General features: G+C 44.1%; 26 protein-coding genes. 19 read left to right on the plus strand and 7 right to left on the minus strand.

The annotated features are described in order from the left end of the window. Positions 1-178: 178 nt before the first annotated feature. The 9 genes from opp3b to pepF all read left to right on the plus strand — a co-directional run bounded on the left by opp3b (position 179) and on the right by pepF (position 10,444). Positions 179-1,114, plus strand: a complete 936-nt coding sequence (gene opp3b, locus QOZ98_RS09290; protein WP_142826120.1) for an oligopeptide ABC transporter permease — start codon at positions 179-181, stop codon at positions 1,112-1,114. Then, positions 1,114-2,142 (plus strand): oligopeptide ABC transporter permease, encoded by a 1,029-nt coding sequence (gene opp3C, locus QOZ98_RS09295; protein ID WP_308787190.1) that lies wholly within the window; start codon positions 1,114-1,116, stop codon positions 2,140-2,142. The genes opp3b and opp3C overlap by 1 nt, the downstream gene beginning before the upstream one ends. Before the next feature lie 15 nt (positions 2,143-2,157). Next, on the plus strand, positions 2,158-3,213 hold the full coding sequence (locus QOZ98_RS09300; RefSeq protein WP_308787191.1) for an ABC transporter ATP-binding protein: 1,056 nt from the start codon (positions 2,158-2,160) through the stop codon (positions 3,211-3,213). Then, positions 3,213-4,151, plus strand: a complete 939-nt coding sequence (locus tag QOZ98_RS09305; RefSeq protein WP_308787192.1) for an ABC transporter ATP-binding protein — start codon at positions 3,213-3,215, stop codon at positions 4,149-4,151. Before QOZ98_RS09300 ends, QOZ98_RS09305 begins: the two co-directional genes overlap by 1 nt. Positions 4,152-4,454: 303 nt before the next feature. Beyond that, on the plus strand, positions 4,455-5,663 hold the full coding sequence (locus QOZ98_RS09310; RefSeq protein ID WP_308787193.1) for a putative glycoside hydrolase: 1,209 nt from the start codon (positions 4,455-4,457) through the stop codon (positions 5,661-5,663). Positions 5,664-6,116: 453 nt separating this feature from the next. Beyond that, a complete protein-coding gene (gene spxA, locus QOZ98_RS09315; protein WP_006829729.1) occupies positions 6,117-6,512 on the plus strand; it encodes a transcriptional regulator SpxA in 396 nt (131 codons plus the stop codon). Positions 6,513-6,755: 243 nt separating this feature from the next. After that, complete coding sequence (mecA, locus tag QOZ98_RS09320; protein WP_308787194.1) at positions 6,756-7,412, plus strand: adaptor protein MecA; 657 nt, start codon at positions 6,756-6,758, stop codon at positions 7,410-7,412. Positions 7,413-7,483: 71 nt separating this feature from the next. Then, positions 7,484-8,590 (plus strand): competence protein CoiA, encoded by a 1,107-nt coding sequence (locus QOZ98_RS09325; RefSeq protein ID WP_308787195.1) that lies wholly within the window; start codon positions 7,484-7,486, stop codon positions 8,588-8,590. A gap of 45 nt (positions 8,591-8,635) precedes the next feature. After that, on the plus strand, positions 8,636-10,444 hold the full coding sequence (pepF, locus tag QOZ98_RS09330) for an oligoendopeptidase F (protein ID WP_308787196.1): 1,809 nt from the start codon (positions 8,636-8,638) through the stop codon (positions 10,442-10,444). 931 nt (positions 10,445-11,375) lie between these two features. Here the strand turns inward: pepF and QOZ98_RS09335 are convergent. The 3 genes from QOZ98_RS09335 to QOZ98_RS09345 all read right to left on the minus strand — a co-directional run bounded on the left by QOZ98_RS09335 (position 11,376) and on the right by QOZ98_RS09345 (position 13,260). Next, the gene (locus tag QOZ98_RS09335; RefSeq protein ID WP_308787197.1) at positions 11,376-12,173 is read right to left on the minus strand and encodes a ClpXP adapter SpxH family protein; all 798 of its coding nucleotides are present in this window, start codon (positions 12,171-12,173) and stop codon (positions 11,376-11,378) included. Further along, entirely contained in the window at positions 12,170-12,568 is a 399-nt protein-coding gene (locus QOZ98_RS09340) for a globin domain-containing protein (protein WP_308787198.1), read from the minus strand. The genes QOZ98_RS09335 and QOZ98_RS09340 overlap by 4 nt, the downstream gene beginning before the upstream one ends. A gap of 113 nt (positions 12,569-12,681) precedes the next feature. Continuing rightward, positions 12,682-13,260 carry a CYTH domain-containing protein gene (locus QOZ98_RS09345; RefSeq protein WP_308787199.1) on the minus strand — a complete coding sequence of 193 codons (579 nt, stop codon included), beginning with the start codon at positions 13,258-13,260 and terminating at the stop codon, positions 12,682-12,684. A 111-nt stretch (positions 13,261-13,371) separates the two neighbouring features. On the opposite strand from QOZ98_RS09345, the gene QOZ98_RS09350 reads away from it, so the two are divergent. The 4 genes from QOZ98_RS09350 to QOZ98_RS09365 are packed head-to-tail and all read left to right on the plus strand — an operon-like array spanning position 13,372 to position 16,144. Then, the gene (locus QOZ98_RS09350; RefSeq protein ID WP_308787200.1) at positions 13,372-13,761 is read left to right on the plus strand and encodes a UPF0738 family protein; all 390 of its coding nucleotides are present in this window, start codon (positions 13,372-13,374) and stop codon (positions 13,759-13,761) included. Between the two features lie 21 nt (positions 13,762-13,782). Further along, a complete protein-coding gene (locus QOZ98_RS09355) occupies positions 13,783-14,460 on the plus strand; it encodes a GTP pyrophosphokinase (protein WP_308787201.1) in 678 nt (225 codons plus the stop codon). After that, positions 14,457-15,263: an NAD kinase gene (locus QOZ98_RS09360; protein WP_308787202.1), complete on the plus strand. Its 807-nt coding sequence runs from the start codon at positions 14,457-14,459 to the stop codon at positions 15,261-15,263. Before QOZ98_RS09355 ends, QOZ98_RS09360 begins: the two co-directional genes overlap by 4 nt. Positions 15,264-15,268: 5 nt before the next feature. Next, positions 15,269-16,144 (plus strand): RluA family pseudouridine synthase, encoded by an 876-nt coding sequence (locus QOZ98_RS09365; RefSeq protein ID WP_308787203.1) that lies wholly within the window; start codon positions 15,269-15,271, stop codon positions 16,142-16,144. Here QOZ98_RS09365 and prpE read toward each other — a convergent pair. Beyond that, entirely contained in the window at positions 16,141-16,878 is a 738-nt protein-coding gene (prpE, locus tag QOZ98_RS09370) for a bis(5'-nucleosyl)-tetraphosphatase PrpE (protein WP_308787204.1), read from the minus strand. The genes QOZ98_RS09365 and prpE overlap by 4 nt on opposite strands. Positions 16,879-16,980: 102 nt before the next feature. Here prpE and mgtE point away from each other — a divergent pair, with 102 nt between their 5' ends. Together mgtE and fabI are read left to right on the plus strand one after the other, a co-directional pair. Further along, on the plus strand, positions 16,981-18,351 hold the full coding sequence (gene mgtE, locus QOZ98_RS09375) for a magnesium transporter (RefSeq protein WP_308787205.1): 1,371 nt from the start codon (positions 16,981-16,983) through the stop codon (positions 18,349-18,351). A gap of 79 nt (positions 18,352-18,430) precedes the next feature. After that, the gene (gene fabI, locus QOZ98_RS09380) at positions 18,431-19,201 is read left to right on the plus strand and encodes an enoyl-ACP reductase FabI (RefSeq protein ID WP_142826136.1); all 771 of its coding nucleotides are present in this window, start codon (positions 18,431-18,433) and stop codon (positions 19,199-19,201) included. A gap of 60 nt (positions 19,202-19,261) precedes the next feature. Here the strand turns inward: fabI and QOZ98_RS09385 are convergent, their stop codons facing one another. The 3 genes from QOZ98_RS09385 to QOZ98_RS09395 form a co-directional block, all read right to left on the minus strand. Continuing rightward, the gene (locus QOZ98_RS09385) at positions 19,262-19,693 is read right to left on the minus strand and encodes a GNAT family N-acetyltransferase (RefSeq protein ID WP_308787206.1); all 432 of its coding nucleotides are present in this window, start codon (positions 19,691-19,693) and stop codon (positions 19,262-19,264) included. Continuing rightward, on the minus strand, positions 19,694-20,212 hold the full coding sequence (locus QOZ98_RS09390) for a YjcG family protein (protein ID WP_308787207.1): 519 nt from the start codon (positions 20,210-20,212) through the stop codon (positions 19,694-19,696). A gap of 73 nt (positions 20,213-20,285) precedes the next feature. Next, positions 20,286-21,008: an alpha/beta hydrolase gene (locus QOZ98_RS09395; protein WP_142826139.1), complete on the minus strand. Its 723-nt coding sequence runs from the start codon at positions 21,006-21,008 to the stop codon at positions 20,286-20,288. A 104-nt stretch (positions 21,009-21,112) separates the two neighbouring features. Between QOZ98_RS09395 and QOZ98_RS09400 the strand changes: the two genes are divergently transcribed. The 4 genes from QOZ98_RS09400 to QOZ98_RS09415 all read left to right on the plus strand — a co-directional run bounded on the left by QOZ98_RS09400 (position 21,113) and on the right by QOZ98_RS09415 (position 25,424). Next, positions 21,113-21,697, plus strand: coding sequence for a phosphatidylglycerophosphatase A family protein (locus tag QOZ98_RS09400; RefSeq protein ID WP_142826140.1), 585 nt, complete (start codon positions 21,113-21,115; stop codon positions 21,695-21,697). Positions 21,698-21,818: 121 nt separating this feature from the next. Further along, positions 21,819-22,799, plus strand: coding sequence for a TAXI family TRAP transporter solute-binding subunit (locus tag QOZ98_RS09405; RefSeq protein WP_308787208.1), 981 nt, complete (start codon positions 21,819-21,821; stop codon positions 22,797-22,799). A gap of 77 nt (positions 22,800-22,876) precedes the next feature. Further along, a complete protein-coding gene (locus QOZ98_RS09410) occupies positions 22,877-23,401 on the plus strand; it encodes a DUF1850 domain-containing protein (protein WP_308787209.1) in 525 nt (174 codons plus the stop codon). Continuing rightward, the gene (locus QOZ98_RS09415) at positions 23,391-25,424 is read left to right on the plus strand and encodes a TRAP transporter permease (RefSeq protein WP_308787210.1); all 2,034 of its coding nucleotides are present in this window, start codon (positions 23,391-23,393) and stop codon (positions 25,422-25,424) included. Before QOZ98_RS09410 ends, QOZ98_RS09415 begins: the two co-directional genes overlap by 11 nt. The last annotated feature ends 397 nt before the right edge of the window (positions 25,425-25,821 follow it).

Raw genomic sequence — 25,821 nt, forward strand, 5'->3', positions numbered from 1 at the left:
CCGCTACTGTAACAACAAAATAGAAAGAGAGTATATCGCATTTACAGGTCGATATACTCTCTTTTCTAATGTAAAGGAATTAACCGAAAATTGACCATTTTCTGCTAACTAATGAATGCTGCAAGCTCCATTTTATGTTATGGACTTGTCAAAATAGAATTATTTTTGGAGGTGCACTATGGCGAAGTATATTGGCAAGCGTTTAATTTATATGGTGATCACTTTAGCACTGATCGCTACTTTCACATTCTTCTTAATGAAAATTTTACCAGGATCCCCCGTCGCTTCCGCAGATAAATTATCTCCAGAACAAAGGGCAGTCGTAGAAGCTAGATATGGATTGAACGAACCGCTTCCGGTTCAGTATTTCAATTACATGTTCGGGCTAGTGCAAGGTGACTTAGGAATTTCCATCAATCAGTTTAAAGGAGCGGAAGTTACAGATGTCATTTTAAGCCGAATGGGTCCTTCTGCACAAATCGGTTTCCAAGGGATGGTCCTAGGAACAGTTTTGGGAATTCTACTGGGAATGATTGCTGCTTTAAGGCAAAATACCTGGGTTGATTACACCAGCACATTTGTAGCGATTGTCGGAATATCGATTCCTTCCTTCGTGTTTGCATCTTTGCTTCAATATTGGTTCGGATTAAAGTGGGAATTATTCCCTGTAGCTTTGTGGAAAGACGGCTTTATGTCCAGCGTTCTTCCATCCATCGCATTGGCAATGTTCCCGCTTGCAACAGCAGCACGTTTTATCCGCACTGAAATGATTGAAGTTCTTGGATCGGATTACATTACATTAGCAAAAGCTAAAGGCGCGAGCGGCTCTGAAATTGCATTTAAACATGCATTCCGTAACGCATTGATTCCATTAGTGACGGTTCTTGGTCCAATGGCTGTATCCATCCTTACCGGATCACTCGTTGTAGAACAGATTTTTGCAATTCCAGGCATCGGGGAACAATTCGTTAAATCGATCATGGTCAACGATTTCTCTATCATCATGGGAACCACGATTTTCTTCTCAGTATTCCTAATTGTGATTATCCTGCTGGTAGATATATTGTATGGTGTCATTGATCCTCGTATCCGTCTTTCAGGAGGTAAAAGTTAATGACTCAAAAAATTGATAAAATTCCGGAACTGCCGCAAGGTTCGTTCGAGCGGATTACATTGGATTCTCATCAAGCGGAACGCATCACGAAACCAAGTGTCAGCTTCTGGCAGGACGCCTGGTACCGTATCCGCAAAAACAAAGGCGCGTTGTTCAGCATAATTTTATTCGGCCTAGTTGTCATCATGGCGTTTGTAGGGCCGGCTATTAGCCCTTATGAGCCGAATGCACAAACAATCACTCACGCAAACTTGCCGCCGAAAATTCCGGTAGTTGAAAATCTTGGAATTCTCGATGGTGTCGGCACATTAGGCGGCCAGGAAGTCGACTTATATGAGATGAAAAATGTCGAAGTCAACTACTGGTTCGGAACTGACGGCCTTGGCCGTGATATGTTCTCACGTGTCTGGAAAGGCACTCAAGTATCCTTATTCATTGCCTTTGTTGCAGCTGCAATCGACATGTTGATCGGCGTAATCTATGGAGGAATTTCCGGTTACTTTGGCGGCCGCGTTGATGACTTTATGCAGCGGATCGTTGAGATTTTGACAGGTATTCCTAACTTGGTTGTCGTTATTCTGTTTATCCTAATAATGGACCCCGGAATACTGGCCATTATTATCGCCTTGACCATAACCGGATGGACCGGCATGTCCCGGGTCGTCCGTGGACAAGTGCTTAAATATAAGAGCCAGGAATTCGTATTGGCTGCCCGCACATTGGGAGCGAGCGATACCCGCATTATCTGGAAACATTTAATGCCGAACGTTCTGGGTGTCATTATCATCAATACGATGTTCACCATTCCAAGTGCTATTTTCTTTGAAGCTTTCTTAAGCTTTATCGGACTGGGGCTTCAGGCGCCGGATGCTTCACTCGGTACATTGATTAACGATGGTTATGCGTTAATTCAATTCTCACCGCATATTTTAGCATTCCCGGCTGTCTTGTTAAGTTTAATCATGATTGCGTTCAACTTGATCGGTGATGGACTTCGTGATGCCCTCGATCCGAAGATGAAAGATTAAGGAGGAAAGTTGACAATGGAGAAAATTTTACAAGTAAAGGACCTTGAGCTTTCCTTTAACACCCAAGGCGGGGAAGTTAAAGCGATACGCGGGGTTAACTTTGATCTATATAAAGGCGAAACTTTAGCAATCGTTGGAGAGTCGGGTTCAGGCAAATCAGTTACGACAAAATCCATTATGCGTTTGCTGCCGGAAAGTTCAGCAGAATTCAAAAGTGGTGAAATTTTATTCGGTGGACGTGATTTGACGAAGTTGAGCGACAAGGAAATGCAGAAAATCCGCGGAAAAGAAATTTCGATGATTTTCCAGGATCCGATGACGTCTTTGAACCCAACAATGCCGATTGGCCGCCAATTGACGGAGCCATTGCTGAAACACCAAAAAATCAGCACAAGCGAAGCTAAAAAAGTAGCAATCGACTTGCTGCGCCTTGTGGGCATGCCAAAACCGGAATTGCGGATGAAGCAATATCCTCACCAATTTTCAGGCGGGCAGCGCCAGCGGATAGTCATTGCTATTTCACTAGCTTGCAACCCGAAGATTTTAATCGCAGACGAGCCTACAACGGCACTTGATGTTACCATCCAAGCGCAAATTTTAGAGTTGATGAAAGATTTGCAGAAGAAAATTGATACGTCGATTATTTTCATTACCCATGATCTTGGTGTTGTTGCAAACGTAGCAGATCGCGTAGCGGTTATGTATGGCGGGAAAATTGTTGAAATCGGAACAGTCGATGAAATCTTCTATAACCCGCAGCATCCTTATACATGGGGCTTATTAAGCTCTATGCCATCGCTGGATACAGAAGATGCAAAATTGTATGCAATCCCAGGAACGCCTCCTGATTTGCTGGATCCTCCGAAAGGAGATGCCTTTGCGCTTCGCAGCGAGTATGCACTTAAAATTGATATGGAGCAAAACCCTCCATTCTTTAAAATCAGTGATACTCATTCTGCAGCAACATGGTTATTGCACCCAGATGCGCCGCAAGTAGAACCGCCATTGACGGTTATTGAACGAATGAAGAAATTCCCAGGCAGCAGATATTATGAAGGGGGCGCGGTATAATGGCTGAAAAGTTACTCGAAATTAAAAACTTGAAACAGTATTTCAATATCGGTAAAGCGAATGAAGTCCGCGCGGTAGATGATATCAGCTTTGATATTTATAAAGGTGAAACTTTAGGATTGGTTGGTGAGTCAGGCTGTGGGAAATCCACAACCGGCCGCTCAATCATTCGTTTATATGATGCAACGGATGGAGATGTTTTCTATGAAGGCGAGAATGTCCATGGCAAGAAATCAAAGCAGGAACTGAAAAAATTCAACCGTAAAATGCAGATGATTTTCCAGGATCCTTACGCTTCATTAAATCAGCGGATGAAAGTTATGGATATTATTGCTGAAGGCATCGATATCCACGGCTTGGCAAAAAATCCTGCTGAACGCAAAAAAATGGTCTATGATTTACTGGAGACTGTTGGGTTGAACAAAGAGCACGCTAACCGCTATCCTCACGAGTTTTCAGGCGGACAGCGCCAGCGTCTTGGAATTGCCCGTGCTTTGGCTGTAGATCCTGATTTCATCATTGCCGATGAGCCGATCTCTGCATTGGATGTTTCCATCCAGGCACAGGTCGTCAACTTATTGAAGGAACTTCAAGAAGAAAAAGGTTTGACTTTCCTTTTCATCGCCCATGATTTATCGATGGTTAAATATATTTCTGATCGCATCGGCGTAATGTATTTCGGTAAGTTAGTAGAATTGGCACCAGCAGAGGAGCTATACAATAACCCGTTGCATCCTTATACGCAATCATTATTGTCAGCTATTCCTTTACCGGATCCAAACTACGAACGCAACCGGGTCCGTAAGTCTTATGACCCTGCAGTTCACAACTATACTAAAGCAGATGATGTCCGTATGAGAGAAATCAGTCCTGGCCATTTTGTTCAATGTTCAGAACGTGAACTCGAATCGATTAAAGCAGCTTCGGCAACCAATTAATAGCAGAACGATGTCCTAAGGGGCATCGTTTTTTTGTGCAAGCAGTTTTCCTGCGGCGCTCAAAATTCGAATTTGGGAGACAGAATAGGCTTTTGAAAAAACTGAATCAAACTACAATAATTTTATTTCAATTTGTCAGAAAAATGATAGAATGGAAGAACAATGGATATGAAAACTTTAATCAAATGGTGTTATAGGACCCTGGTTGATAGTTAGTAGATCCACTCAGTCTTTTGAAATGATTCTTCCGAGTTAACACGGACATTTCTTGGGTTGCAAAAGAGGAATAAAGGGGTGCAGAAAATGGCGAAATCGTGGAAATGGCTGGCAATCTATGCAGCAAGCATCAGTGTAGCAAGTGCGGGAAACGTTTATGCCGCTGAAGAAGACAAGGCGCCGGATTTCACACCGCGGTCTTACCATGTAGCCGAACTTGATTCGCAAGTGTTGGCAGCTTCAAGTTTGTATGCGTTTGATTCGGGCTTGGACTTTGCTTATCCGGATGCTGTCCGCGGAATTTTTGTAACCGCTAACTCAGCTGGGGGAGAACGGTTCGATTCGTTGATCGATCTGGTGGATGAGTCGGACTTGAATGCTATGGTTATTGACATAAAAGAAGATTTTGGCCACTTGACATACATACCTGAGGAAGGCTCGGTTTTGGCAGAGCTTGATATGGGACAAGGGTTGATAAAAGATCCAAGAGCTATGCTGGAACGGTTAGAAGAAAAAGAAATTTATCCAATTGCCCGTGTAGTTGTTTTTAAAGATACAGTTTTGGCGGAAGAAAGACCGGAACTGACGTTCATGGATGGTGACCAGGTTTGGAAAAACAATCGCGGCGAATCATTTGTAAATCCATTCATGAAAGAAGTATGGGATTACAACGTGAAAGTTGCTATCGAAGCTGCCAAACTCGGATTTAAAGAAATCCAATTTGATTATGTCCGTTTTCCTGAAGGATTTGAAAACCGTGCGGAGAGTCTGAGCTACTCGCTTGGTGATTATGAAGAAGCGGATATCGACCCAACACAAAAAAGAGTAGAAGCAGTTACGGATTTTGTCGCATATGCAAGGGAGCAGTTAGCACCCTACGGAGTAGAAGTATCAGTCGATATTTTTGGTTATGCTGCAACTTTGCCGGAAGCTCCAGGCATCGGCCAGAATTTTTCAAAGATCTCTGAAAATGTGGATGTTATCTCTTCTATGATTTACCCAAGCCATTGGACTTCTTATTTCGGGATCGCAAAACCGGATCTGGAACCATATCAACTGGTGGCTGAGTATGCCAAAGTGGAAAACCAGGTATTAGGCGCATTGGACAACCCGCCCGTCTCGCGTCCATGGCTGCAGGATTTTACAGCAAGCTACCTCGGGGCTGGCAACTATATGAATTATGGCAAGCCAGAAGTGGAAGCCCAAATAAAAGCCCTGCACGATAATGGAATTGATGAATACCTTCTATGGAATGCCGGAAACTCCTATTCACCTGGTGTGGACTATACTCCTTGATTGGTGGCAAGAGAGCTTGGCGTTCTTCGGCCGGGCTCTCTGTGTAGAGCAACCCAGATGCGCCTTTTAATAAGTGATTTTTTCTGCTTCTATATATAAACGGGATTATTCATCATATAATCAAGCCATAAATGAAACTATTTTCTTTTTGAAACGTAATATATATATGTAATAGCATTTTCAAAAAGATTCCGTAACTGAGAATAAATAAATTCGGTTTGGAAGTTTACGACAAAAGAAAAAGGGGTAAAATTATATTACATAGTTGTGTAAGTATAATGAATATATAGCTATTATGTGACAAAAAGATTGATTTCTAATTTTTTTATTAAGATATACTATTAAATTCACTCCATACATTGTATAATGAATGTAGAGCCTCTAAACTATAATGATTCTAATTTGAAGCAAATAATAAGTTTTTAAGAATCCGAAAGGAAGTGCTCCACTATGATGGTTACACTATTTACTTCACCGAGCTGCACATCTTGCAGAAAAGCTAAAGCTTGGCTTGAGGAACACGAGATTCCATACACAGAACGCAATATTTTTTCTGAGCCTTTAACAATTAGTGAAATCAAAGAAATATTACGTATGACTGAAGACGGCACAGATGAAATCATCTCAACCCGTTCTAAAATATTCCAAAAATTGAATGTGGATGTTGAGAGTTTACCGCTTCAACGTCTTTATGAGTTAATCCAAGAACATCCAGGGCTGTTGCGCCGTCCGATTATCATGGACGAAAAACGCCTGCAGGTCGGCTACAATGAAGATGAAATCCGTCGATTCCTTCCACGTAAGGTTAGAGCTTATCAATTGCTTGAAGCTCAGCGAATGGTAAACTAACTAAAAGCACATTAGCTGTCCGGTCTTTATGGTATTTCATAAAAGATCTTGGGCAGCTTTTCTTTATTTTAATTAGTTGCATAAATCTGTTAAGTGCATTAAACTCTATGTACTTGTAACTTGTCTTTGGTGATAGGCATAAACTTTTTCTTTACTCATGAAAAAAGTTATACTTGTTAAAAGCAATACAGCACGGCTCTGAGGAATGTTCTCTTAGTCCAAACCGTAAAGGAGAGGTGTAAAATGGAAATCGAACGTATCAACGACAACACAGTTAAATTTTACATTTCCTATCTCGACGTTGAAGAGCGAGGGTTTAGCCGTGACGAAATCTGGTTTAACAGAGATAAGAGCGAAGAGCTTTTTTGGGAAATGATGGATGAAGTTAATGAAGAAGCCGATTTCGTAATGGAAGGTCCGCTTTGGATCCAAGTCCAGGCTATGGACAAGGGTCTTGAAGTCACAGTAACGCGTGCGCAATTAACTAAAGATGGGCAGAAGCTTGATTTGCCTGATGATATAGAAGAACGCCGCAAAATGTTTGCAAGTGAAGATGCGGTCACTCCGGAATTTGATGAATTCGAACCGGTTTTTGATGAACCTGACATTAAGAAACTTGAATATACATTTGTTTTTTCTGAAGTGGAAGAGCTGCTGCCAATTGCGCGCCGGTTGATGTACGTGCCGATTGAATCTGCAGTTTATCATTTCGAGAACAAATATTATCTATATACAAGCTTTGATGAACTCCTCCATTCGGAAGAAGACATTAAAAACAATGTTAGTATCATTACAGAGTATTTACGTATCTCGCCGGTAACAGTTCACCGTCTTGAAGAATACGGAAAACCAATTTTCAAAGAAGATGCGCTCTCAAATGTACTTCATTATTTTGGCTAAGATCTCCTTTCAGGAGGTCTTTTTTTTTATTGCCAAAATGCTCCTAGTTCCATAAACTAGAAGAAAGGAGAGTGATCTATATATTAGTAGCCAAAACCGAACAACAGGAATTGTTTTATTTAACCGGCAAGCATACCCGCACTGAACTCAGGGAGATGCGCCAGCGAAAACAGTTTTTTTGTCCTTCCTGCAAAGCGCCGCTGCGTTTGAAAATCGGAGAAATCAACATCCCTCATTTTGCCCACCAGACTCGAACAGATTGCGACACTTTCAGCGAACCAGAATCTTCTCTTCATCTCCAAGGAAAACTTCTTCTTTACAAATTCTTCTCTCAGTTAAACCTCAAAGCCGAATTAGAAAGCTATCTCCCCCAAATCCGTCAGCGCGCGGATCTTTTGGTCAACCGCCACCTTGCGATTGAATTTCAATGCAGCACAATTCCGGTCCAACAACTCAAACAGCGATCCGAAGGTTATTTAAAGATGAAGTTGAAGCCTGTTTGGATCAAAGGTTTAAAAGAATCCTGCCCCGAAGGAATCAGTTTACTCGGACTGAAAACGCATGAAATTGAAATGAGGCAAAATGTCGCCGAAACTTTTTTCATCCTGTTGTTCTATCCACCGGACAATCGATTTTACTATCATTCAAGCTTGTTTTATGTAAGCTCGAATCGTTGGGTAGGAAAAACCAAGTCAATCGAGGCAAGCAAGCAAGTTTTTCCTTTCGCAATTCCAAAGCTTTTGACCAAAGAGGAATTTAATAAAGTTCTGGGAATTTTTCAGAATGTGCGCCAGCAATACATCCGAAGCCAGCTGTATAACGAAAATCGAATAAAAAGTTTGTACTGCCGATTATGTTATGAGTTGCAGCTGGATATGGCTAATTTGCCGGCTCATTTCGGAATTCCATTGCTCGGTGCCGAATGTCTGAAGCAGCCGGCAGTGTTGTGGCAGTTGCAGGCAGCGGCGGCATGGGAAAAGGGGATTTCGGTGGATGGGCTGATCGCTTCTGGAAAACTAGTGTTATCAGATCCTTCAAGGGCTCCTGAAGCAACGGAAATAATGTCCCGCTACCTGGATCTATATTTGCTGTTAAAAGAGGGTTTTTCAAAAGATTCCAGCTTTTTGGAAATCACCTATGATAACTATTGCAAAAACTTGCGAAAATTGAGAAAATAAGGTGTAGTTCGTTTCCCGAAAGAATGGGACAGAGGAGGAAATTTAATGGTCAACAAAGTATTGGCAAGAGAAGAAGTTCCAACAGAATTAACGTGGAGATTGGAAGATATATTCGAAACCGATGAACTTTGGGAAAAAGAGTTTGTGGAAGTTTCTGCAATCGGAGACAAAGCAGAGTCGTATCAAGGAAAATTGCAGGAAAGTGCCGAAGCGCTTTATGAGGTGCTGGTTTATAAAGATGAGTTGACCGAACGGTTGAGACGCCTTTATACTTATTCGCATATGCGCTACGATCAGGATACGACCAACTCGAAATACCAGGCGATGGACAGCCGCGTGAAATCTTTGTTTGCGAAAGTCTCAGCTGGCTTGTCATTCCTGACGCCTGAAATACTGGCTCTGGAAGAATCTGTCCTAAACGGCTATGTGGATAGCCACAAAGGCTTGAGTTTGTACAAGCAGGCGCTTGAGGAATTGAATTCACTTCGTCCGCATGTATTGCCTGCCGAGCAGGAATCCTTGCTTGCGCAAATGTCTGAAGTAAGCCGCGCATCATCAGAAACGTTCGGCATGCTGAACAATGCAGATTTAGAGTTTCCGGAAATAGAAGATGAGTCAGGCGAAAAAGTCCAAATTACGCATGGCAATTACATCCGCTTTTTGGAAAGCAAAGATCGCCGCGTGCGGGAAGATGCGTTTAAAGCGGTTTATGCAACCTATGGCAAATTCCGCAATACTTTTGCTTCCACGCTTTCGGGCAACATTAAGCGCGATAACGTTAACGCACGGATCCGGAAGTTTGAGTCAGCTCGCCAGGCAGCCTTGGCTGACGACCATATCCCGGAAGCTGTTTACGATAACCTGGTGGAGACTGTCAACAATAACCTTCATCTTTTGCACCGCTACGCAGCGTTGCGCAAGGAAGTACTGGGAATCGACAAAGTTCATATGTGGGACATGCACACTCCTTTGGTTAAAGAAGTGAAAATGGAGATTCCATATGAAAATGCCACAGGGATTATGCTTAAAGGCCTTGGAGCACTTGGCGAGGAATACGTAGGCATTGTTCAAGAAGGCATCGACAACCGCTGGGTGGACGTCAAAGAGAACAAAGGAAAGCGCAGTGGAGCGTATTCATCCGGTGCTTATGGAACCAATCCCTATATCCTGATGAACTGGCAGGACAATGTAGACAATTTGTTCACATTGGCCCATGAATTTGGCCACAGTGTCCATAGCTACTATACACGCGCAAACCAGCCGTATATTTACGGTGATTACTCTATTTTCGTAGCGGAAGTGGCTTCGACCACCAACGAAGCTCTGCTGAACGAATACATGGTAAAAGCAACTGAAGACGACCAGGAGCGCATATACTTATTGAACCACTGGCTTGATGGATTCCGTGGAACAGTATTCCGCCAGACCATGTTTGCCGAGTTTGAACACATGATGCACAAAATGGATCAGGACGGGGAAGCATTAACAGCCGATCGCCTGACAGAGGTTTATTACGAACTAAACCAAAAGTATTTCGGACCGGATGTGGCAGTCGATGAAGAAATTGGTTTGGAGTGGGCAAGAATTCCACACTTCTACTATAATTATTATGTCTTCCAGTATGCCACGGGCTTTAGTGCGGCGACAGCATTGAGCAAAGGAATACTTGAAGAAGGGCAACCTGCAGTAGATCGCTATATTAATGAATTCCTAAAGGCCGGCAGCTCGGACTATCCGATTGAAGTGCTGAAAAAAGCCGGTGTCGATATGACACAATCAAAAGCTGTTGAAGAAGCTTGCAAAGTATTTGAACAAAAGCTGAATGAACTCGAAAAATTATTGCTGAATAAATAAAATAAGGAAAGAAGCTGATTTTATAAGTCTGCTTCTTTCTTTTTATTATATAAAGATAATTAAAAAAGAGTAAGCGTTAGGATAAAAAAGATTGAATATGACGAATTTGTGAAAGTGATTGTGAATTATTGCATTAACTATTATTCCGTGATAAGATTATGTTGTGAAATAAATCACATACAAACATACACCCCTTTGTTTGAGCGTGAACATTTCTCCCATCCCCTTTGTGTAATATAGAAAGGCGCCTTCCGGACGTGGAAGGCGCCTTTCGCTTTGGTTTTAGAAAAGCGAAAGCGCCCGTGTAGCTCTGACGGGCATAAGGCAGAACAGCGAAGTGGCGCTTTTTGCCACACAGCTGGAATGACTTATGACCCCGAAGAGCTGGGCGCTGAAGTCTGGACAATAAGAAAAGCGGCAGCGCCCGTGTAGCTCTGACGGGCATAAGGCAGATCAGCGAAGTGGCGCTTTTTGCCACACAGCTGGAATGACTTATGACCCCGAAGAGCTGGCGCTGGAGTCTGGACAATAAGAAAAGCGGAAGCGCCCGTGTAGCTCTGACGGGCATAAGGCAGAACAGCGAAGTGGCGCTTTTTGCCCCACAGCTGGAATGACTTATGACCCCGAAGAGCTGGGCGCTGGAGTCTGGACAATAAGAAAAGCGAAGGTGCCCGTGTAGCTCTGACGGGCATAAGGCAGACCGGCGAAGTGGCGTTCTTTGCCGCACAGTCGGGTTGGCTTATGACCTGAAGAGCTGGGCATCGGAGTCTGGACAATGAAGAAAAGCGAAAGCGCCAACGCAGTCCCTTACAGCTATTTACAGGAAGCTTTATTTCAACTGTGTGGATATACGTTCTGATTTTATATAAATACTTTCAAAACCAAATACGAGCCATAAAAAATAACCTGTCTCCCACAAGTGGGAGGCAGGTTATTTTACTTTCCATAAGGTTTCTTTCGGCATGCAGATGCGTTCGAGCTTCTGTTGAAGAACTTGTTTTTTCAGTTCGCATTCTGCGGTTTGTTCGGAAATATTGTATATAGAAGCAATTTCTCTAGTTGCCATAGTTGAGTATTTTGTGAAAAGATCATCCAAGGATGGCGGGGTTTGCCGGTTCAGGCTTTCTTCCCCCAGCATTTCTTGTAAAATTGTTTGATAAACATCATAAGAATAAAGTCCGGATACTTTGACGCCTTCGTCTTCAATGCATTCATTGAAAAAGACAATGCTTGGAACTTCGTTGATTTCCATTTCGCGGGTAATCTGTAAATCGCATTGGAAAGCTTTTGCGGTATGTACAGAATGAAAATCCAATTTGAATTCTTCCTGATCCAATTCTGCTTCTTCCGCTATTTCCAACAAGACGCTGTATGAAGAGACATCTTTGGACTGAAGGAACAGATACTCCTGCAGTTTGTGAAGGAACCGGTTTCCTGAACGTTTTCCCTGAAGTTCTGCAGCTTTTATCGCTACAGACGGCAAGACAGGATGAGTCAAATTATCGGTATCAATATTTGATGACAGTGTTGACTTGTTTAAGTTGAATAATTGCGTACTCAAAACAATGCGCATGGAAAAATAATGGCCGTATTCGATTTGTAATTTTCGGATGATCCCTTGCAGTTCCCAGCATTCCGAGTTTAATGGATCTACGAAAACGTATAGTTCCATTGGTTTAAAGGAATTCGCAGGCTCACGAATTTCCTGAGCCAAATCTAAGTTGCTCACTCCAACTCCTCCTCACTGTCATACTCATTGATCATATGATGCGCAGTCATAACAAGGCGATTGTATAAAGTTTCACGGAATTTCCCGCTTAACCCCACCTCGTCCATTGCTTCACTCATGCACTCCAGCCAAGCCTGAGCTCTGGCAGGCGTAATTGCGAATGGGTGATGTCTTGCCTTTAGTCTCGGATGGCCATGCTCTTCTGAATAAAGGTTGGGTCCACCTAAGTATTGGGTCAAAAATTGTTTTTGTTTACGGGCGGTTTCTGAAAGGTCATTTGGAAAAATAGGCTGCAGCTGTGGATGCTCCGCTACGCGGGCATAAAATGCATCGACTAACTTTGATAATGTTTCCGCACCAATTTCTTCATACGGAATAATAGGTTTTCCAGTCATTATCGTGTCTCCTTTGCTTTAGCTGTAAATTCATTCTAACAACGCAGCCCGAATATCTCAAACAAATCGATTGAGCAGCTGCCAAATTTTAGGTTTAGAGAATGTTATTTTGTTCAGTGAACAGATGCAGAATCCATAAAGCGGGCAATTTTTTTGTTTGCTGGCCGTTCGGGAATCACTTGTTGCTGAAGGAAATGGAAAAATCGCTCTTGGCCAGTTTCGGCATCTGCCACTTCAAACTCCAGTTCGAAATCCTCTTGTCCATTGTACTCAGAATGATCGATGACCAGTAAGCCTTCCAGGTAATTGAATTCCACGCGGTGAGTAGTCAACGTGCCGATCGTTTTCAACTCCGCAATTGATACATCCATTTTTTGCAGAGCATCTGATACTTCAGCCGCTTCGAAAGTTTTTAATTCGAGCATGCGCCGCGCCTGCTCTTTGGTCAATTTATCGGTAATTTCGTAATGGCCGACAGGAGCAGGAGTTTTCAACGTACACTCAAAAAGGCCGCTTTTATTCCGGATGCGCAATGCGCTGCGCTGTGCCTTCAATTGAAAATTATCGGTATCAAAATAATGGTTGTGCTGGGTGACAGGACCGTTATGGAAAGCGGCAAAATCTTTCAGCAAGCGTGTATATTCTTCTTTTGTCAGCATGTTTTTAAATTCGATTTCAAGTTCTTTTGTCATGGGTAACACCTCTCTGTTAACTTCATTATCGGATAGTTTAGTGCAAACTGCAACGAATGGCAGAGCTGTGTTAAAATATCATTATTAAGAAGCTAGAAAGGAAGTATCAATTTGCATAAATTCGTAGCAGTAAACCGAACTGAAATCACTGAAAACAACATTGAATTTTTCATTGAAGAAACCGAACCGGCTGAAGCAATTGAAGCGTCAGGGCAAATGCTCACAGATTCTGACAATCAGGCGTTTGTCTATTTGCTGGATACGGGTACTGACTATATATATGTTCAGTTTGGCGTACATACATGGCCAGCGTTGACCAAAGCGCTGCAGCAAAAAAAAGTTCCGCTCTTAACATGGGGCAAACAAGTCATGCCGCTGGCAGAGTTCCACGAAGAGCTGTGGATGCTGGTAGAGAACATAGAAGGCAATGACAACTACGGAGAAGCTTTCCGTACTGCTGTAGAACAGGCATTTCATGAGGCACTTGCTTCACGATCTTAAAAGAAGTGAGGAGGACCGGAGATGGGTCAATGGAATCGATTTTTAGCACCATATAAACAGGCAGTAGATGAATTAAAGATAAAATTCAAAGGGATGCGAAGCCAGTTTGAGACCGACAACACAAATTCGCCGATTGAGTTTGTGACTGGCCGCGTCAAGCCTTTAGCGAGCATCTACGACAAGACCCTGGAAAAAGGCATTCCGTTTGAGCCTTCTGAAGAGCTTGCCCATCAATTGCAGGATATAGCCGGAATTCGAATGATGTGCCAATTTGTCGGAGATATTGAGACGGTGGTCGGTTTGTTGAGGCAGCGCAAAGACTTGCGTATTGTGGAGGAAAAAGACTATATCTCCAATGAAAAACAAAGCGGCTACCGCTCCTACCACGTCATTGTGGAATACCCGGTTCAGACCATCAACGGAGAGCAGCTGATTTTAGCGGAAATTCAAATCCGGACTTTGGCAATGAATTTTTGGGCATCGATTGAGCATTCCTTGAATTACAAATATAAAGGTGTTTTTCCGGAAGAAATCAAGAACCGGCTTCAACGCGCCGCCGAAGCTGCGTTTCAATTGGATGAGGAAATGTCTCAGATTCGGGATGAAATTCAGGATGCTCAGGCCTACTTCACCGAATTCAAGGAATCGCCTGGAACTCATTTTCGAACCGATAGAGAGGGAGGTCGACCAGAACGATGAAATTTTATATCATATCGAGAAGTGACAAATTATCCAATGAACTGATGGCCACTGCTAGAAACTACCTGGAGGATTTCGGGATGGAGTGGAACGAAGAGTCGCCTGATGTAGTCCTGTCAATTGGCGGGGATGGAACTTTGCTTCATGCATTCCATAAATACAGTGAAAAGCTTGCAGATGTGGCTTTTGTCGGAATACATACAGGCCATCTTGGTTTTTATGCTGATTGGAAGCCGATTGAAATCGAGAAACTTGTTTTATCGATTGCCAAAAAGGAATATGAAGTGATTGAGTATCCATTGCTGGAAGTGAGCATCCATTACCAGAACCTGGAGGAACCGGCCGTTTATTTGGCGTTGAATGAGTCGACCGTCAAGTCTCCGGATGTCACATTGGTTATGGACGTCTTTCTAAATGAACATCATTTTGAACGCTTTAGAGGAGATGGCCTGTGCATGTCCACCCCTTCAGGGAGTACAGCCTATAACAAGGCGCTGGGAGGCGCCATCATCCATCCGTCGCTGCAGGCAATGCAATTGACAGAGATGGCTTCTATCAATAACCGGGTTTTCCGGACGGTGGGATCGCCGCTGGTCCTGCCTGGCCATCACCGTTGTGCTTTGCGTCCGGTAAAAGCGCCTGATTTCATGGTGACGATCGATCATCTTCAGCTGCTTCATAAAGATGTAAAATCGATCGAATACAGAGTTGCATATGAAAAAGTTCGATTTGCCAGATTCCGCGCGTTTCCATTCTGGCAACGCGTCCACGATTCCTTTATTGACAGCGAGCTTTCAGATTGAGCGCCATGAAACCCTTTCAATTGACCTATACTGCTAAAGCCCCGAGCCTGTTGCGCGAGGCGCTTGGGGACTGGGGCATCTCCAAACGGACATTGGCTTCCGTTAAATATGGCGGCGGTCAAATTTTAGTGAATGACGCAGAAGTAACGGTCAGGCATCCCTTGAAAAAAGGTGATGCCGTGACCGTTATTTTTCCGATTGAAGAGCATGGGAAAGGCTTATCTGCAGAAGACGGTGACCTGGAAATCGTCTATGAAGACGAGGCGCTGCTGATTGTTGAAAAGCCGCCTTTACAAAATACCATTCCATCGCGAGAGCATCCGTTTGGCAGCTTGGCCAATATTGTCGCGAAGCATTTCAATGACCATGGCATTCCTTCCACTCTGCATATTGCGACGCGGCTGGACCGGGATACTTCCGGGCTGGTTTGCATCGCAAAAAACCGCCATATCCATCACATGATCTCGCTGCAGCAGCAGGAGAAAAAGATGAAACGGCGGTACGAGGCATTGGTTCATGGAACAGTAGAAAAAGATGCATTTACAATTACTGCTCCCATCGGGCGAAAAAATGCCAGCATTATCGAAAGGGAAGTGCGTGAAGACGGGCAATTTGCAGAAACCGAAGTCCGCGTAATCGAGAAACTGGAAGGCTATTCGCATGTTACCCTGCAACTGAATACCGGAAGAACCCATCAGATCCGTGTCCATTTAGCCCATATTGGCCATCCGCTGCTTGGGGATGATTTGTACGGGGGCAAAAGGGATTTGATCGGTCGCCAAGCGCTTCATTGTACAGAATTGGAACTGATCCATCCAGTTTCTGGGGACTCGCTGTTTTTCCGCTCTTCGTTGAACCGGGACATGCAGTCATTGGTTTAATGGAAAAGGTGAAAGCGATCCGGTTGATAAGGCTGCTGGGAAGGCACTGAAACTATTTCTTTTTCGGGAAAGCGGAAAGCGGTCAAAGTGCCGCCAAATACGCAGCCGGTATCGATATTGACGGTGTTGTTGATGAAATAAGGCTCTGCAGTTGGCGTGTGTCCATAAACCACCCATTTTTTTCCTCGGTAGGTTCTGGCCCAGTCGCGCCTGACGGGACGGCCATCAGCGTGAAATCTTCCAGTGATATCGCCATATAGTACAAAAATCGCAATGCCTTTGCTGAGCGGTTTCCCGATCATCTCAGCCTTTAATCCAGCGTGGGCCACAATCAAGTCGTTTTCCAGCTGCTGGTAATGGGGAAGCTGCTCATAAAAGTGAATATAGCGTTTTCGGAATTGCTGTTTTTCCGGATCGGGCAGCTGTTTCCATTCTGCTACAGTGACTTCCAGGCCGTGGGCAAGCTGAACATCGTGCCCTTTAAAAAAACGAAAAAGTTTGTTGCAATGATTTCCGGGAGAATAGTACAGAATGCCTTCGTCCTGCAGCGCAAACAGCAGTTTCAGAACATCGAGAGATTGGGGGCCGCGGTCCATTGCATCGCCGACAAAGGCGAGTTTGCGGTTTTCCGGATGGACAAATATATGGCCTTGCTTTTCATAGCCAAGCTGTTTGATGAGCTCCAGCAGCTCCTGGTAGCAGCCATGGATATCACCAATAATGTCATATTTCATAATGGACACCTTCTTTGTTTTAAAATTTACTATACATACCTAGGGTGTAGCGTATAGACTACTATAGCAAGCATAGAGAATCTTCGAAAGGAGGGAGTATACATGATGGAAGAAAAAGCAGTACGTGATGAAGAATTGAATGATGCATTGTTCACTGAATTGCTGATCCGCGGAGATGTGAAAGAATTCCGCGATGAGTTTTTATCGCACCATCCATACGACCAGGCTAGTTTTTATGAAAAGGCGGATTCCGGGAACAGGCAATTGCTGTATCAGTATCTCTCTCCTAAAGAGATGGCGGATATTTTTGAAGCTATTGATTTGGATGATGATGAATACGAAGACTTATTCCATGAGATGGACGCGCGTTACGCCTCTGATTTATTGTCCTATATGTACACAGATGACGCGGTGGACGTCTTAAATGAATTGAATAAAGAACAGGTCGCAAGCTACTTGACGATTATGGATAAGGAATCGGCGCAGCAAATCAAGGACTTGCTGCATTACGAAGAGTATACAGCGGGTTCCATCATGACCACGGAGTTTGTGGCCATACCGAAAAACTCTACGGTGCGCTCGGCGATGAACATTTTGCGGAATGCAGCACCGAATGCCGAAACTATCTATTATGTGTTTGTAATTGATGATGATAAGAAACTGTCGGGTATTGTGACATTAAGAGATTTGATCCTTGCCGAAGAAGATACGCTCATCAGCACCATCATGAACGAACGGGTCGTCAGCGTTTCGGTCAGCGAAGACCAGGAAGAAGTGGCCCGGATGATCAAAGATTATGATTTTCTTGCTTTGCCGGTTGTCGATTTCCAAAACCATCTTCTTGGCATTATTACAGTTGACGATATCATTGACGTGCTCGAAGAAGAGGCATCGGACGATTACTCCAAACTGGCCGCCGTTTCCGATATGGACACGTTTGACAAAGGGCCCTTGACCGCTGCAAAAAAACGGCTGCCCTGGTTGCTGTTGTTGACATTCCTTGGAATGCTGACGGCCAATTTGATGGGTATGTTTGAAGCGACCTTGGATGAGGTTGCGCTGTTAGCTGTCTTTATCCCGCTGATTGCGGGAATGGCCGGAAACAGCGGAACACAGGCACTGGCCGTAGCTGTCCGGGGAATTGCGACAGGCGACATTGAAGAGCAGAGCAAAATGAAGCTGCTGTTCCGCGAGGCTGGGACAGGCCTGATTACTGGTGTTGTCTGCGGCGTTGTTGTAGTCGGACTGGTTTATTTCTGGAAAGACGAATTGCTCATTGGCATGCTCGTTGGAACTGCCGTTATGAGTTCCATTTTCGTTGCCACATTGGCAGGTTCATTTATTCCGTTATTGATTCATCGGATGAAAATCGATCCAGCCGTAGCATCCGGACCGTTTATCACCACCTTGAATGACATCATTTCAATTGTGATTTATTTAGGCTTAGCAACAACATTCCTAAGCCGGCTCTAGAAAAGTGCGAATTGCACTTTTCTTTTTTGTGAGGTATTATTAGTACCAGGTAATAATTACAGACGCAGGAGGAATGGACATGTCAATATCATTAAAAGGAAAGACTTTTGTCATTATGGGAGTAGCTAACAAGCGAAGCATCGCTTGGGGGATTGCACGCTCTTTGGATCAATCGGGAGCAAATCTGATTTTCACTTATGCAGGCGAACGCTTCGAAAAATCTGTACGTGATTTGGTAGCAACGCTCGATGGCACCCACGAACTGATCTTGCCATGCGACGTAACAAACGATGAAGCAGTAGCGGAATGTTTTACTGCCATTAAAGAGCAGGTGGGAACCATCCACGGATTGGCACATTGCATCGCTTTTGCAAAAGGCGAGGAATTGTCCGGTGATTTTTCGGATACATCAAGAGATGGCTTCCTATTGGCGCACAACATCAGTGCCTACTCATTGACAAGCATCGCGAAAAACGCCAAGCCATTGATGGCTGAAGGCGGAAGCATTGTCGCATTGACGTATATCGGCGGCGAACGCGTCATGCCGAATTACAATGTCATGGGAGTGGCGAAAGCTTCTCTTGAAATGTCCGTTCGTTATTTGGCAGCGGATCTTGGACGGCATGGCATCCGCGTCAACGCTATTTCTTCTGGTCCGATTCGCACACTATCATCGAAAGGTGTCAGCGATTTCAACTCCATTCTTCATGAAATCGAAGAAAAAGCACCGCTTCGCCGCAATACGACACCTGAAGAAGTGGGCGATACCGCTGCTTTCCTATTCAGCGATATGTCACGCGGAATTACAGGGGAAACCATCCATGTAGACAGCGGGTTCCATATTCTATAATAAATATAAAAAAGCAGATCGGCCGATAACTCGGCTGATCTGCTTTTTTGTGTTCATAGATTAACTAACGACTTTTTCCATCGATTTATGGGGAATGCCGGCATCCATGAATTCATCGGATGTGATGTCGTAGCCCAGTTTTTCATAGAAGGCGAGTGCATGGGTTTGGGCATTCAATTTGAGTCTGAAAATACCGTTTGTTCGTGCGTACTCTTCCATCTCATTCATCATCATTACACCGATATGCTGGCCGCGGTATTCGGAAAGTACGCATACCCGTTCAACTTTGCCAAGGCCTGCTTCCACTTCCCGGATGCGCCCTGCCGCAATCGGCTGTTCAAGCTGATAACCGACAAAATGAACCGCTGTATCATCGTATTCATCCATCTCAATATGAATCGGAACGTGTTGTTCATCCACAAAAACTTTTCTGCGGATATCGAAAGCCTGTTCTTTTTCCATCTGAATTTCAGCAATTTTTACTTTCAGCACTTATTGATCATCTCCAGTTAATCTGAATGTCTCGTAGACCGTCCATGAACCATCTTCCAATTGATAAAGCAGGTGCATACGGTCAATCACTTCTTCGTGGTCGATGCCAGCCATCTTCAATTGCGCGAAAACATCGGCATGTTCTGTATCGGATAGTTTTTGTCCGATCGTAATATGCGGCACGAAAGAATGCTTTGGCATGCCTCCGAAAAAATCAGAATGAAGATCTTCGTGCAATGCAGCGATTTCAGCATTTGGCTCCACCTTGAAATACAAAGTATTGGTAACCGGTGAAAACGTGCTGACACGCGTAGCATGTAGCTTAAAGGGTTTTTGCCGCTTGGCGATGTTCTGCATTTCTGCTGCGACATCTTTAATTGTTGATGCATCTGCCTCAAATGGTCCTTTTAACGTCATGTGAGGGGTAATCAGCTCATAGTGCGGATCATAACGCTTGCGGTACGAATTGGCGAGATCCTGCAATTTTTTTGAAGGAAAAGCTGCGACTCCATAGTTCATCTTAATGACCTCCTTGTCTGTGATAACCATCCATAGCAATGGTGCCAACTTTGTCTCGGAACTCGGTCAGCCTTTACATGCCAAAGTTCTGAATAAGCGCACGCCTCAAATCGGGCTGCCAATGCTTCCAAGTATGGTCTCCTTCAAATTCTTCATAAAAGATCGAAAACCCTTTATTTTTCATTAAATTATTTAATTGCCGGTTGGGTTCAACAAAATCTTCGGTGGTGCCGTTGCCCAGTTTGACAGCCGTTTCTTCTTTTCCAATCACATGGTAGACAGTAAAAGAATTAGCCGATTGGAAAGCTTCCACTGCGGTCAGCATTTCTTGCCCGACCTTCGGCGATTGCAGGATAACACGGCCGAAAATATTCGGGTATTTTAAGGCAGCCATAAGGGAGACGGTTGCGGCCAACGAATCACCGATTAAGGCACGCCCCATGCCCACCTGATAGGTCGGATATTTTTCGTCAAGGAACGGCACCAGTTCGTGTGCCAGAAAGCGCAGATAAGCACCATGCTGTTCGCCGGTGGGTTCATATTTTTTGTTTCGATCAGCGACGCTCTTATAAGGTACGCCGACCACGATAATGTTTTCGATTTCCTGGCTTTCCAACAATTCATCCACAACACGTGGAATCCGCCCTAATTGAAAATAATCTTTGCCATCAGAAGCGATGACCAGCGTGTATTTATAAAGGGGAGAATAATTGGAAGGAAGATAGACAAGCAATTGCATGTCTTCCTGGAGCTCTTTGCTGTAGATGGATAAATCTTCTACCTTTCCAGTCGTCATTCGGAAGCCTCCTTTAAGGTTCTGTAAGAAAATTGTACCATACTGAATGTCCAAGGTATAATGGGAAAGAACACCAACTTACTAGAGCGAAAGGGGTTTTTGACATGGATGGTGCAAAATTTCGGGTTCACTCAGACGACGTGACAAAGGCGACGCATGAAGCATTGGAACGCAGAGGGGTTACGAATGAAGACATAGCCAAAATAGTTTTGGATATGCAGCTGCCTTTTAACGAAGGGCTTACCATTGAGCATTGTATGGAATCGGTTGAGAGTGTGTTGCGTAAACGTGAAATGCAGCACGCCTTGCTTGTTGGCATCGAATTGGACGAACTGGCAGAGCAAGGGAAACTGTCACGCCCGCTTCAACAGATTGTTGGATCGGATGAAGGGCTTTTTGGCGTTGATGAAATGATCGGGCTGGGTGCGGTTTTAACTTATGGCAGCATTGCTGTTACGACATTCGGACATTTGGATAAAAACAAAACAGGAATCATTCACAAGCTCGATACAAAATACGGCGGCCAGGTTCACACTTTTCTGGATGATTTGGTAGCGAGTATTGCTGCATGTGCATCCGCCCGCATCGCACATCGGACACGCGACCTGGAAGAACAGGGAAAAACGTTCGAAGATTTGGCCCCGGAAGATACGACTCCGGAAACGCATGTGGAAGGTGCCGAAACATAAGGAGTTTTCTAAATGTTCCCACTGTAAGCGTTTGTATTTTGGAAAGTCGTTGAAACTAGTAAGAAAGACATGGTATTATTAAATTGGAACATAAAACACTATAGAAAAGGGAGGTCACCTTATGTTGAAAAAGAAATTTGGTTTATTTGCTGCAGTAACTCTTGCAGGATCTGTATTTTTGGCAGGTTGCGGAGATGATGCAGCTACAGAACCGGAAGGCGAAGGCGGCGGGGCAGCAGATCCCGAATTCCTAAGCATCCTGACTGGCGGTACAACAGGAACATATTATCCGCTTGGCGGAGCAATGGCCACAATCGTTGAAAACGAAACAGGGTTGGATACTACTGCTGAAGTTTCACAGGCATCTGCTGCGAACATGACAGCACTTGCTGATGGAGCTGCCCAAATTGCTTTTGTCCAGACCGATACAGCATTCTATGCAGCTGAAGGATCTAACATGTTCGAAGGAGAAGTAATTGATACGGTTTCGGCCATCGGTGCACTTTATCCGGAAACGATCCAATTGGTTACTACTGCAAATTCTGGAATTGCTTCATATGAAGATTTAGCAGGCAAAAGCATTTCTGTTGGCGCCCCAGGATCTGGAACTTATATTAACGCTGAACAATTATTGGAAATCCATGGCATGACAATGGACGACATTGATGCTCAGAACCTTGACTTTGGTGAGTCACAGGAAAGCTTGCAATCAGGTCAAATTGATGCGGCATTCATCACTGCAGGAACTCCAACAGGCGCAGTTGAAAGTCTTGGAGCTACTTCAGACGTTGTCATTGTACCTGTAGAACAGGACAAAGCTGACGAACTGATCGAAAAATATCCATATTATGCTCATGACGTTGTACCGTCTGGCATTTACGGATTGACTGAAGAAGTTCCGACTGTCTCTGTTTTGGCTATGCTCGTAGTTCAAAACGATCTTTCAGAAGATCTTGTTTATGACATCACGAAAGCGATCTATGAAAACACAGATCAAATCCAGCACGCAAAAGCTGACTTTATCCAAGCAGAAACGGCTCTTGACGGAATCGGAATCGATGTCCACCCAGGAGCGCAAGCCTATTTTGACGAAGTAAATTAATTGAATGAACGATTAACTGACGGTAAAGCGCAAGCTCTGCCGTCAGTTATTTGTTTTATAGATGGAGGAGAAAAAATATGCGGATACTCCGGATACGAATCGTTCTTCCATTATTGATTGCCCTCATCTTAATCGGCTCCTTAATCGCATTCTTCCCTTTTCACAAGTATTATGTGTTTATCGATAATGAGACTGAAAAAACAGCGGCTTATGTACCAATAGAAAGCCCATTTTTTCAAATCCAATATACACATTCCATTCATCTGTCAGAAGTTATTGAAAGCTACAAAGTAGCTGAAAATGATGTGTTGATGATGACAGAGCTTGAATATGAAGATTTCAATATTGGCATGCCCTCGAATGCAGGAGAAGGCGAGACCTTTGTCGAAAAGGACGGGAAATACTTTATTAAGAATATGGTAAGGGAAATTCCCGAGTTCCGTCTGTTTGTGGGAGACGTTGATGCGGGATTATCATTTCGCACCAAAGGGCACCAAATGGATTTGAAAAAAACACTTGAAAGAGGTAAGTCCTATACTTTTCGGGTACAGCGCTTATCCCTATTTCAACTAAGAGAAGGAGTGAGAATTGATGAGCGATAAGTTGTCTCCAGAAGAACGTGAACAGCAAAAGCTTCCACCAGAGGATGAGTCTTACATCTCAGAGGAAAAGCAAAAAGAAATTTTACAGAAATACGATCCCGAATCAAATACGCGGGATTTAAGCGGAATGATTAAGCATGTGGTCTTTTTCGGTTTACTGGCATTTTCCTTATTTCAACTCTATACCGCTATTTTTGGACAGTATACCGCTTATATTCAGCGCTCGGTTCACTTAGGATTTGCCTTATCCTTGATCTTTTTACTGTTCCCAGCCAGAAAGCGGAAAGGGGCTCGCCATAAAGTTGCTTGGTATGATTACATACTGGCGCTGCTGTCAATCGGCGTAGCTGCCTATTGGCCGATTATGTATGATGATTTGGTATTCCGGCTAGGACGTGTTACCGAATTGGACTTGATTGTCGGAATTTTAGCGATTTTGCTGACGCTTGAAGCGACACGCCGGGCAGTAGGCATGCCGATTACGATCATTGCCAGTTTATTTTTGGCCTATGCCTTTTTCGGGCCTTACTTCCCTGGATTTTTACGCCATAGAGGCCAGGATTTGGATGCAGTTATCCAGCTAATGTTCTTTACAACCGATGGGATATTAGGAACACCGCTTAGCGTATCGGCAACCTTTATTTTCACCTTCCTGTTATTTGGAGCATTCTTGGTGAAAACTGGGGTCGGACAGTATTTCAATGATTTAGCTGTGTCCCTGGCCGGAAGTTTAACAGGTGGACCGGCAAAAGTAGCGATTTTTTCCAGCGCCCTGCAAGGAACCATTTCCGGGAGTTCGGTTGCCAACGTCGTTACATCGGGTTCGTATACGATTCCGATGATGAAAAAATTGGGTTACAAGAAAGAATTTGCTGGAGGGGTAGAGGCCGCAGCTTCTACAGGCGGACAATTAATGCCGCCTATCATGGGGGCTGCAGCCTTCCTGATGGTGGAATTTATCGGGGGCGTGACTTACTGGGAAATTGCAAAAGCCGCGGCTATACCGGCGCTTTTGTATTTTACGGGTGTTTGGATCATGACCCATTTTGAAGCCAAGCGGATTGGTCTAAAAGGCTTGTCTCCGGAAGAAATGCCGGACCGCAAAGAAGTCTTGAAAAAGATTTACCTTCTTTTACCGATTATCGCCATCATCGTCTTCCTTTTAATTGGTATTCCAACGATGCAGGCGGCACTTTACGGAATTCTGTTAACAATTTTCGTCAGTGCATTCAATAAGGAAACACGCCTGAATTTCAAAGATATCATTTTAGCACTTGTCGACGGTGCCCGAACTGCTTTGGCTGTCGCAGCTGCAACAGCGGCAGCCGGTATTATTGTCGGGGTGGTCGTGAAGACTGGACTCGGATTGAGTTTGGCCAACGGGCTGGTTTCAGCTTCAGGAGGCAATATCCTGTTGACGCTATTCTTCACGATGCTCGCGGCGATTGTTCTGGGTATGGGATCTCCAACCACTGCCAACTATGTCATCACGTCTACAATAGCGGCACCAGCCATTATTACGCTGTTGATGCTTGATGAGCCAGTTGGAGCAGCAGTGCCGCTGGTGGTCGCTTTATCTGCCCATTTATTTGTTTTCTACTTTGGGATTATCGCAGATATCACACCGCCTGTTGCGCTTGCAGCATTTGCAGCATCAGGAATCTCAGGCGGCGAACCAATACGGACCGGGTTTATCGCAGCCAAATTAGCAGCTGCAGCGTTTATCATTCCTTATATGTTCGTGTTGTCGCCGGCTCTGTTAATGATCGATACAACCTGGCTTGAATTGATCTGGGTATTGATTACAGCATTGACAGGAATGGTAGCCATCGGAGCAGGGCTGATCGGCTATTGGTACCGGAAGCTTAACTGGTTCGAGCGCATTATTACATTCGCAACTGGATTGGCTTTGATTTATCCGGAAGGCTTGACTGATACGATTGGTGCAATATCGTTTGTCATCCTATTCGGAATTCAATGGTTAGCACGCGATAAAAAGCCTGCTAAAACAGTAGAAGCCTAATAAAATACAAAACCGGCCGGGCATCAGCCCGGCCGGTTTTTATTGTTGCTTCATTTTGCCAGAAACAGCGAAAAAAGCCACCGCCCGAAGGCGATAGCTTTTTCAAAGCAAACTTTGTTCCTAAAGCTTGCAGTGGGTTTGGCACCCAATGTTTCCCACTGATTTTCAAAACCCAATAAGAACGATCGATGTCAAATCTCTTACTTGTCCCATCTTATAATGTCAGCAGCAAAATGTAAAGTTGTTAGAAAATTTCACGAATATACCATTGTAGACACACGATGTTTGAATGCTTCAAACAATAAAATAAACTCTTTTAGAAAAGCCCTTTCGCTGTGGATGTGGAATCATCCTATGGCAGAGGGTTTTTATTTTTTCAAAAAGGATTGCTGTAAGG

Source organism: Planomicrobium stackebrandtii (genome assembly GCF_030814955.1).
In the GTDB taxonomy this organism is placed as follows: domain Bacteria; phylum Bacillota; class Bacilli; order Bacillales_A; family Planococcaceae; genus Planococcus; species Planococcus stackebrandtii.

Excerpts from the sequence above, each read along its gene's own strand:
- QOZ98_RS09390 (WP_308787207.1), bottom strand. The coding sequence starts at position 20,212 with ATGAACTATGGAGTCGCAGCTTTTCCTTCAAAAAAATTGCAGGATCTC.
- QOZ98_RS09410 (WP_308787209.1), top strand. The coding sequence starts at position 22,877 with ATGCGGATACTCCGGATACGAATCGTTCTTCCATTATTGATTGCCCTC.
- opp3C (WP_308787190.1), top strand. The coding sequence starts at position 1,114 with ATGACTCAAAAAATTGATAAAATTCCGGAACTGCCGCAAGGTTCGTTC.
- QOZ98_RS09355 (WP_308787201.1), top strand. The coding sequence starts at position 13,783 with ATGGGTCAATGGAATCGATTTTTAGCACCATATAAACAGGCAGTAGAT.
- QOZ98_RS09400 (WP_142826140.1), top strand. The coding sequence starts at position 21,113 with ATGGATGGTGCAAAATTTCGGGTTCACTCAGACGACGTGACAAAGGCG.
- QOZ98_RS09300 (WP_308787191.1), top strand. The coding sequence starts at position 2,158 with ATGGAGAAAATTTTACAAGTAAAGGACCTTGAGCTTTCCTTTAACACC.
- QOZ98_RS09415 (WP_308787210.1), top strand. The coding sequence starts at position 23,391 with ATGAGCGATAAGTTGTCTCCAGAAGAACGTGAACAGCAAAAGCTTCCA.
- prpE (WP_308787204.1), bottom strand. The coding sequence starts at position 16,878 with ATGAAATATGACATTATTGGTGATATCCATGGCTGCTACCAGGAGCTG.
- QOZ98_RS09360 (WP_308787202.1), top strand. The coding sequence starts at position 14,457 with ATGAAATTTTATATCATATCGAGAAGTGACAAATTATCCAATGAACTG.
- fabI (WP_142826136.1), top strand. The coding sequence starts at position 18,431 with ATGTCAATATCATTAAAAGGAAAGACTTTTGTCATTATGGGAGTAGCT.
- QOZ98_RS09310 (WP_308787193.1), top strand. The coding sequence starts at position 4,455 with ATGGCGAAATCGTGGAAATGGCTGGCAATCTATGCAGCAAGCATCAGT.
- QOZ98_RS09340 (WP_308787198.1), bottom strand. The coding sequence starts at position 12,568 with ATGACTGGAAAACCTATTATTCCGTATGAAGAAATTGGTGCGGAAACA.
- QOZ98_RS09395 (WP_142826139.1), bottom strand. The coding sequence starts at position 21,008 with ATGACGACTGGAAAGGTAGAAGATTTATCCATCTACAGCAAAGAGCTC.
- QOZ98_RS09405 (WP_308787208.1), top strand. The coding sequence starts at position 21,819 with ATGTTGAAAAAGAAATTTGGTTTATTTGCTGCAGTAACTCTTGCAGGA.
- pepF (WP_308787196.1), top strand. The coding sequence starts at position 8,636 with ATGGTCAACAAAGTATTGGCAAGAGAAGAAGTTCCAACAGAATTAACG.
- spxA (WP_006829729.1), top strand. The coding sequence starts at position 6,117 with ATGGTTACACTATTTACTTCACCGAGCTGCACATCTTGCAGAAAAGCT.
- QOZ98_RS09305 (WP_308787192.1), top strand. The coding sequence starts at position 3,213 with ATGGCTGAAAAGTTACTCGAAATTAAAAACTTGAAACAGTATTTCAAT.
- mgtE (WP_308787205.1), top strand. The coding sequence starts at position 16,981 with ATGATGGAAGAAAAAGCAGTACGTGATGAAGAATTGAATGATGCATTG.
- opp3b (WP_142826120.1), top strand. The coding sequence starts at position 179 with ATGGCGAAGTATATTGGCAAGCGTTTAATTTATATGGTGATCACTTTA.
- QOZ98_RS09365 (WP_308787203.1), top strand. The coding sequence starts at position 15,269 with ATGAAACCCTTTCAATTGACCTATACTGCTAAAGCCCCGAGCCTGTTG.
- QOZ98_RS09345 (WP_308787199.1), bottom strand. The coding sequence starts at position 13,260 with ATGACAAAAGAACTTGAAATCGAATTTAAAAACATGCTGACAAAAGAA.
- mecA (WP_308787194.1), top strand. The coding sequence starts at position 6,756 with ATGGAAATCGAACGTATCAACGACAACACAGTTAAATTTTACATTTCC.